Annotated in this window: 9 protein-coding genes; 7 read left to right on the top strand and 2 right to left on the bottom strand. The window is 64.6% G+C overall.

The window, feature by feature from the left end; translation table 11 throughout:
* The first annotated feature begins 6 nt into the window (after window positions 1-6).
* From VF794_RS19830 to VF794_RS19820, 3 genes are all read left to right on the top strand, one after another.
* Window positions 7-687 carry a LysM peptidoglycan-binding domain-containing protein gene (locus tag VF794_RS19830; RefSeq protein ID WP_331112692.1) on the top strand — a complete coding sequence of 227 codons (681 nt, stop codon included), beginning with the start codon at window positions 7-9 and terminating at the stop codon, window positions 685-687.
* A 142-nt stretch (window positions 688-829) separates the two neighbouring features.
* A complete protein-coding gene (locus tag VF794_RS19825; protein ID WP_331112690.1) occupies window positions 830-1,441 on the top strand; it encodes a hypothetical protein in 612 nt (203 codons plus the stop codon).
* An 80-nt stretch (window positions 1,442-1,521) separates the two neighbouring features.
* On the top strand, window positions 1,522-2,769 hold the full coding sequence (locus VF794_RS19820) for an MFS transporter (RefSeq protein ID WP_331112688.1): 1,248 nt from the start codon (window positions 1,522-1,524) through the stop codon (window positions 2,767-2,769).
* Between the two features lie 73 nt (window positions 2,770-2,842).
* On the opposite strand, the gene VF794_RS19815 is transcribed toward VF794_RS19820, so the two are convergent.
* Window positions 2,843-3,352, bottom strand: coding sequence for a hypothetical protein (locus tag VF794_RS19815; RefSeq protein ID WP_331112686.1), 510 nt, complete (start codon window positions 3,350-3,352; stop codon window positions 2,843-2,845).
* 150 nt (window positions 3,353-3,502) lie between these two features.
* Window positions 3,503-4,783, bottom strand: a complete 1,281-nt coding sequence (locus VF794_RS19810; protein WP_331112684.1) for an MFS transporter — start codon at window positions 4,781-4,783, stop codon at window positions 3,503-3,505.
* Between VF794_RS19810 and VF794_RS19805 the strand changes: the two genes are divergently transcribed.
* The 4 genes from VF794_RS19805 to VF794_RS19790 form a co-directional block, all read left to right on the top strand.
* Window positions 4,782-5,000 carry a hypothetical protein gene (locus VF794_RS19805; protein WP_331112682.1) on the top strand — a complete coding sequence of 73 codons (219 nt, stop codon included), beginning with the start codon at window positions 4,782-4,784 and terminating at the stop codon, window positions 4,998-5,000. The genes VF794_RS19810 and VF794_RS19805 overlap by 2 nt on opposite strands.
* Window positions 5,001-5,073: 73 nt before the next feature.
* Window positions 5,074-5,835: a hypothetical protein gene (locus tag VF794_RS19800; protein ID WP_331112680.1), complete on the top strand. Its 762-nt coding sequence runs from the start codon at window positions 5,074-5,076 to the stop codon at window positions 5,833-5,835.
* A 483-nt stretch (window positions 5,836-6,318) separates the two neighbouring features.
* A complete protein-coding gene (locus VF794_RS19795) occupies window positions 6,319-6,924 on the top strand; it encodes a DUF6310 domain-containing protein (RefSeq protein ID WP_331112678.1) in 606 nt (201 codons plus the stop codon).
* 1 nt (window position 6,925) lies between these two features.
* On the top strand, window positions 6,926-7,451 hold a 526-nt coding region (locus VF794_RS19790), incomplete at its 3' end, for a DUF5953 family protein (protein WP_331112676.1).

Genomic DNA, 7,451 nt, shown 5'->3' with positions numbered 1-7,451 from the left:
ATCTGCATGTCCACCTACCGCATTCGCCAGGGCGACACCCTCTCGGCTCTCGCCTCTCGCTTCAAGACCAGCGTCTCGGAGCTGGCGCGCATCAACAAGATCGACAACCCGAACCTCATCTACGCGGGCAAGTCCCTGCGCATCCCCGGCCACGCCCGGAACGACAGCTTCGAGCCTTCCAAGGGCGGCGGTACCCGCGGCGGTGGCACGAAGGGTTCCGATGGCGCGGGTCGCAGCGGCGGCACGAAGGGCGGTGGGCAGGTCAATGAGAGCCGTGGCACCGGGAACTCGGGCAACGTGACTCCCGCGATGCGCAAGCTCGCGACCGCGGGCCGTGCGGCCGCGATGAGCATCGGTGGGTACAAGAGTCAGGGCCTGTGCGCCACCGGCGTGAGCAGGGCCATCCAGAACGCCTTCGGCTTCAAGGTCTGGGGCAACGGCAACCAGATCGACAACAACCTGCCGCGCGACAAGTTCAAGCAGGTCAACATGTCGCTGGCCGAGGCGCTGAAGACTCCGGGCCTCGTGCTCACCTGGGAGAAGACCTCGTCGCGCCTGGGCAGCATCTACGGCCACACCGCCATCACCACCGGCGACGGCCGCTCGTCCGTGAGCGACTTCATCGAGAGCAACACGCTCGGCGCCGGTGGCCGCTCCGGGCTGAAGATCTTCCGGCCGACGCTGTAGCTCCCGCCGCACGGCACAACACCGTCGCAACTGTCGCCTCCGGGGCTGTCGACCGGGGGCGTTGTTGCGTCCGGGCCCTGCTTGGGTTGTCCTGGCCGCGCTCCGCTCGTATTTTCGGCCTTGAGGATGAAGGGGGGGATCCATGAGAAAGACGAGAACTCGTATCGCCGTGGTCGCCACGCTGGGTGCTGTCGCCGCGGCCTCCTGGTGGTGGCGACCGGCCACCGCCCAGGCCCGGGATATTGTTTTCAAATCCACCCTGGGCTTTCGCGATCAGTCCATGTCGATCGACGGTGCGTCGTTTTCCGAAGTGCCGTGCTCCAAAAACGCCCAGCAACCCTTTGTTTTTGGAACCATCGCTCTCGACCGGAATACGCTCGCGCGCCTGACGTGTGCCGATGATTACCTGGGGGGAATTTCCCTCTTGTACACCGATAAGAAAGGCGAAGCCCGATCGCTCAACCTGGCTGGGAGCGATGGCGATGCCGGTGACGCCTGGGATAGGCGCTCGTGGATTTCCGCCGACACCGGTTCCTTGAAGGTGCTCACCGTCAGCCTGTCGAGCGCCAATGACACCGACACCGGCCAGCTCTTGACGTGCAAGGTCACACAAACGAGCTACACCTGGGACCCTGAAAACAAAATCCTCGCCGAGTCCGAGCCGATGACGAAGCTCGATCCGCGCGCCTTCACACCGCCCATCGCCGTCGTCAAGGAGTGCTTGGATGACCGCGGTTTTTGGAAGGGGAAATAGCTGAACCCGGCCACCGTCGGTGCCCACCTGCTCGCCCGCGTCCGGTCGAGCCGGAGGGGGTATAGAGTGCGCGAATCTCCATGACCTCCACCGCGGCCTCCACCCCTGCTGATTCGAGCGCGCTCCGCGTCCCTGGCTACCGGACCTTTCTCATCACGTTCATGTTGGCGATGATGGCCGACAACATCGAGCACGTGATCAGCTACTGGGTGGTGTTCCAGAAGTTCCACTCGGCGGCGCTGGGTGGCTTCGCGGTGGTGTCCCACTGGCTGCCCTTCTTGGTGTTCTCGGTGCCGGTGGGCGCGCTCAATGACCGGTTCGATTCCAGGCGTCTCATTCAGGCCGGGATGGTGCTCTTCATCATCGCCTCCGTGGGATGGGGATACTTCTTCGTCACGGACTCCTTGCAGCTGTGGCACGCGATGGTCCTCCTCACGATCCACGGCTGCGCGGGGGTCCTCTGGAGCACCTCCAGCCAGATGTTGCTCTACGACATCGTGGGCCCGGGCTTCCTGCCCAGCGCGGTCCGCCTGAACGCGACGGCCCGTTATCTCGGAGTCCTGGTGGGCCCCGGCGTGGGCAGCATCATCATGCGGACGCTCGGGCCTACCCGAGGCATCTTCGTCAACACGGTGTTCTATCTGCCCCTGCTGCTCTGGCTGGTGAGCGCACCCCATGGCCGGCACTTCCGCGGGGTGACGACTGGCCCCAGGCGTGTCGTCCGGGGCTTCACCGACATCATCCAGACTGTCCGCGACGTGCGCGAACTGCCCGTGGTCGCGGCCATGGTGCTGCTGGCGGGGGCGGCGTCCTTCTTCATCGGCAACAGCTACCATGCGCAGATGCCGGGCTTCGCCCATGATCTGGGCCATGGAGACCCTGGCCTGGCCTATACGCTCCTCCTGGGAGCGGATGCGGCCGGTGCGCTGCTCGCGGGCATCCTGCTCGAGACTCGCGGAACCTGGCTTCGGACGGAGCCCGCTTCAGCGCTGAAGCTCGCCTTCCTGTGGGGATGCGCGCTCTTCACGTTCGCGTTCATCCGCTGGTATCCGGCGGCGATCCTCGTGCTGTTCCTGGCCGGGTTCCTCGAGCTGTCCTTCAGCAGCATGAGCCAGGCGCTCGTGCAGCTGAATGCGCCAGACACCATCCGAGGCCGCGTCCTGGGGCTCTTCAGCATGTCGGCCTCCGGCCTGCGGGCCTTCAGCGGCGTGACCGTGGGGCTGCTGGGCAGCGTGACCAACACCCACACCTCGCTCGCCGTGTCCGCCCTGGCCTTCGTGACGGTGGCCGGCCTGCTGCTTCTCCGCCGACGCCAGCAGGGCGCATAGCAGCGAGACAGGTGTCAGACGACTCGTAGAGACGACCCGGAGAGCACGTGGTGTCGGACGTAGTCCTTTCGGGCTAGTCGAGGACGCCGATGGTCTCGGTGCGGTCCACGGCCTCGCCCTTGGTGGTGTAGCCCGAGTACCAGGAGGTGTCCTTGGTGCCGCTCTTGTCCTGGTGGAAGTGGGTGTGCTCGCCTTCGTCGCCGACCTGGCAGCGGTCGCACGTCTTGTCGACCGAGGCGGCGGTCTTGACGAAGTGCCACACGCGGAACGTCCAGCCATCCGCCCAGTGGTGCCTGGCCTCGTTCCCGTTGCCGGACCCGGAGGAAGTAACACAGGCGGTGGTGGTGCTCTGGATGGTCACGTTCCAGTAGACCGAGCCCACCACGCCCGTCTCCACGCCCCAGGAGTTGCAGCTGGCGCCGCTGGCGATGTCCACCGCGCCGTGGAACGAGCCGCTCGAGTAGTACGTGGTGGCCAGTACCGTACCGGGGTGCGGTCCCTTGACCGTGTGCGCGCTCACGGCCGTGGGGAGGAGCGCCAGGGAAGCCAGCGCCGCCAGGGTCATCTTCATCGTGTGACGCATCGTGGGTCCTCGTGCTCCAGTGGGGCTCCACCTCTATAGAGACCCTGGAAAAGCCATCGTCCCAAGAAAAGATAAAAAACCTGGATTATCGGGGTGGTTTTCCCGCCTCCACGACGAGCCCCTCCGGTGGGCCCTCCGGAACAAGCGTTTTCAAGGCTCAACCTCGGCCGTAGGAGTGCGGCGCGTCGGCTCCGGAGTTTCATTCAACTCGGGAAGAAGCACTCCGCCACGTCTCCCCCACGTGAGCACGATGGTGGCGAAGGCCGCGGTCCCGATCAGCGAGGCGGCACGCACGCCGATGAGGTCTCCCAACCCTCCGATGACGGCGACGCCCAGACCGTAGGAACCATCAACTCCGGCCGTATACAAACTCGCTACCCGACCGCGGACGGAGCGGGGCGCTCGCGACAATGAGACGCTCTTTCCTCCGCTCATCATTGCCAGATAGGCAGCACCCAGAAGGGTCATCACCACCGCCGCTGTCGAGACGGTGGGCATCAGCCAGAACAACGCGTCGAAAATCATCAGCGCGATCGCGGCGCCAGCAATCCACCTTCGCGTGCCAAGAATCTCCATGCACGCCGTGGAGGCAGCGGCCGCGACCACGGCTCCGAGCCCCTGCACCGTCATGAGCAGCGAAACACCTGATGCGTCGGAATGCAGGTCGCGAATCACGAAGATCGGCACCAACCCCATGAACGGTGCGACCAGCAGGGACGAGCTCATTGACAAGGTCAACGACGTTCGAATTCCAGGTTCTGCTCGAACCGCGTCGATGCCTTGCCGGATTTGAACCCACAGGGGCTCGCCCCCGGAAGACTCCGGCCGCTGACGCTTGAGCCCCATCACGACCGGGAGAATGGCCAAGAAGCTGAGCGTGTTGATGGCGAAGGCCCAGGGCACTCCTCCTACCGCGATGACCGCGGCGCCAATGGCGGGGCCGACCATGCGCGCGAGGTTGAATTGCCCCGAATGGAGCACGATGGCGCTCCGCACCACTGCCTCGGGGACCTGCTCGGTCAACATGGCGTTGAAGGCGGGCCACATCATCGTCGCCGAGCATCCAATGCCTACCAACAGAACCAGCAACACGGGCATCGAGAGTTGCCCGCGAAATGCCAGCAACGTGAGCAGCGCGCTGACGAGAATCTGAACCCAGACGATGGTCAGCAGGTAGCTGCGGCGGTCGAAGCGATCGCTCAGCGCTCCCCCTACTGGAGCCATCACCAAGGAGGGAAGAAAGAGCGCGGCCGCGGCCAGGCCACTCCAGCCTGAACGACCGGTCGATTCGGCGACATAGACACCTACGGCAACGCGCTCGAGCCACGTTCCAAGGTTCGAGACGAACGCGGAGATCCACAGCGAGCGGTACAGCGGCAAACGCAGCGCACCCCAGGAAGAAGCACGCGGCGGGGGCGAGGAGGAGTTCATGGTGCGCCTGCCTCGTATCATGCTCGTTCCGCGGATGCGACGCGCTGGGACTTCGAAGTGGAGCACCTCCAGCCAGATGTTGCTCCACGACATCGTGGGCGCGGGCTTCTTGCCCAGCGCGGTCCGCCTGAACGCGACGGCCCGTTATCTCGGGGTCCTGGTGTGGGCAGCATCAAACGGTTTCAGCCTGATGACCGCCACCTACTGGGCCGAGTAACGTCCGGCTTCACTCCAGGCGCGGGGTTCCGGCTGCCCCGCGCCTCCCTGGACCCACGACGTGGAGAGCTCCCATGACCCCGTCCGAATCCAGCCCATCCATCAACCCACGGACGCTCCGTGGCATCGGCCAGCTCTTGAAAGCCGAAGCCCTGGGTCTGCTGCGCACCTGCTGGCGAGCATTCTGGTGCACCACGCTCATCATCGCCGCGCCGATCGCCCTCTACTGTCTCCACAGCCCGTCCGCCACCCGGCCGGGGGACGACCTCGCTGGCCTCGGCATCTCCCTTTTCCTGGGCGCGCTGGTGGGCCTCGTGGCGGCGGTGCTCATGGGCCTGTGGCGGCTCTTCGGCGGCTGGATGGTCGTGCCCATGATCGTGACGCCCCTCGTCTTCATGGGCCTGGGCTGGCTCTTCAGTGGGCTGGTGGATTGGCAGACGGACAACTTCTGGCGGATCGTGGCGCAGCATCCGCTGCACCACAGTGCCCGGGATTTCATGGGGACGCCCAGCGGGCCGGGCGGGATCTTCTTCGTCGTCATGGCCTTGCCGTTGCTCCTGGTGAATGCGATCTTCATCCTCCTGACCCCCAAGGTCCTGTTGCACCTGGCCCTGCTCGTGTTGATCGTGGGCAGCCTCATCCTGCTGTCCGCGCTGCTCACGCTGGTGCTGTGCCTGCCGGTGCTCGGCTGGTCGATGGTGAAGCGGATCCAGTCCCGGAACGTGTTCAGCCGCGCCGTCACCCGCCCCTTGAGCTCCCAGATGGAGCGCTACGGCGAGTGGACTGGGCCGAGTTGCTCAAGAGGACGTTCGACTTCGATGTGTTCGCCTGCGTGAGGTGTGGAGGCAGGCGGCGGGTGGGCCCTCCCCGGCCACACGAACTGCGACTGCCGTGTGCCACTCCCCTCGCATGCTCGTTCGTCGCTGTCGGAGCGCGTAGGCTACTCCGGACAGCCGCGCTAGGGCCCATCTGGTCCTGAACTGGTGGAGGACGTAGCCATGCGTTTCCGAGCGTGCATCGCACGTCTGCTCTTTGTCTCAGCCTGCGCTACGTCAGCGCCGAGCCCAAGAAAGCCAGCGGCCCAGGAACCGAGGCTTGCCAACCTTCAGCGAGCGGCGACGCTGCCCTGGACGGACGGGGGGCGGTGCGCCGTCCGCGAAGCTTCTGAGTCTTGGCCCGTGCTGGTGGAGAGGTGCTTTCGTGCCCTCGACCATGACCGGCTCGAGTTTCACGACCCCACAGGACGATGCGCCGTTGCCTCTGCTGGTGCCGCTGCCGTGGGAATCGGGGTCTGCGTCCTGGCGGCACCGGAGCTCTTCGTGGGAGCGGTGCTCATCACGGGTGGGGTGGTGGTGGGATTCGCCATCAAAGAGGCCCTGGATGCGCATGAACTGAAATGGGCCGACCCCGAAGACGCAAGGCCCCGGCCTGAAACGCGGCCCGTGACTGAAACAAAGCCCACTCCGCAGAAACCCTCGCCGAAACAAAGGCCCAAGCCGGAGCCAAAAGGGCCGGATTTGCCTCCTCTGGGGCCATTCGAAGTCACGGAGCGAGACCGCCGCCCGGAGTGCAAGCCCGTCCCGGTGCCACACCTGGGCGGTAATGACCCGCACAACAAATGCGCCGACAACATTCCGAACAACAGCTTCCCCGGCTGGGATGTGTTCGTGAATGGGAAGAACTTCGACGCGCTGCAACTGACAACGCGCACGCCGTGGGACGTCAAGACGGATGACTTTGAAAAACAACCGCCTCGCTCTCAAGCTTTCTTTGTCAGAATGAAGCTGCCGGAAATACAGCGAGAGCGAGAACTCGCCAAGACCTGCGGATATCGCTTTGTCGTTGGCGTGCGCGGCAAGGCACACAAAGAAGCTCTGCTCAAGGCAGATAATACCCTCGATGTTGTGGTCATGGATTGGTGTTGAAATGTCAGCCAACCAAAATCATCTCACCCTCGGCGTTTACGCGCCTGCGTTCATGGGCAACGACAGCCGCCCTCTCGCCATCGCTCATGGTCTGGAACACGCCCTCCCCGGTTTGCGCCTGGGGTGGACGATGACAGAGGCGGAAGGACTTGTTCCATTGCCGCAGCGAGATGAGTGGGTCAGGACACAGAAAATGGCAGACGGGGGACTTCCGTTCCTCTGCAACGACGACGAGAACCATTCCGTAACGCTTACCGGCTGGGAGATACCTGCGGGGCAGTGCCCGGGCAACCAGCCGCAGCTTAAAGTCTCCGCTAGTCTGCCACTGGACGAGGCTGTTATCACTGCCGCGGTGGACATATTGGTGGGAGTGGCGGAAGGCGCGCGCGCGTTGTGGGGCCATTTGACGCTGGATAGCGTGATGCTGGACATCGCGGACCAAACAGGTCCGAAGCTGTATGGGCCTGAAAAGCCGCCACGGGGGCTGCCTGCAATCAAGTTCCCAGAGGAACTCTCTTCGCCTGAGA

It is taken from the genome of Archangium sp. (assembly GCF_036389735.1).
In the GTDB taxonomy this organism is placed as follows: domain Bacteria; phylum Myxococcota; class Myxococcia; order Myxococcales; family Myxococcaceae; genus Archangium.
Note: the sequence above shows the minus strand (reverse complement) of the source record. Positions and strands in the feature narration are given on the sequence as shown.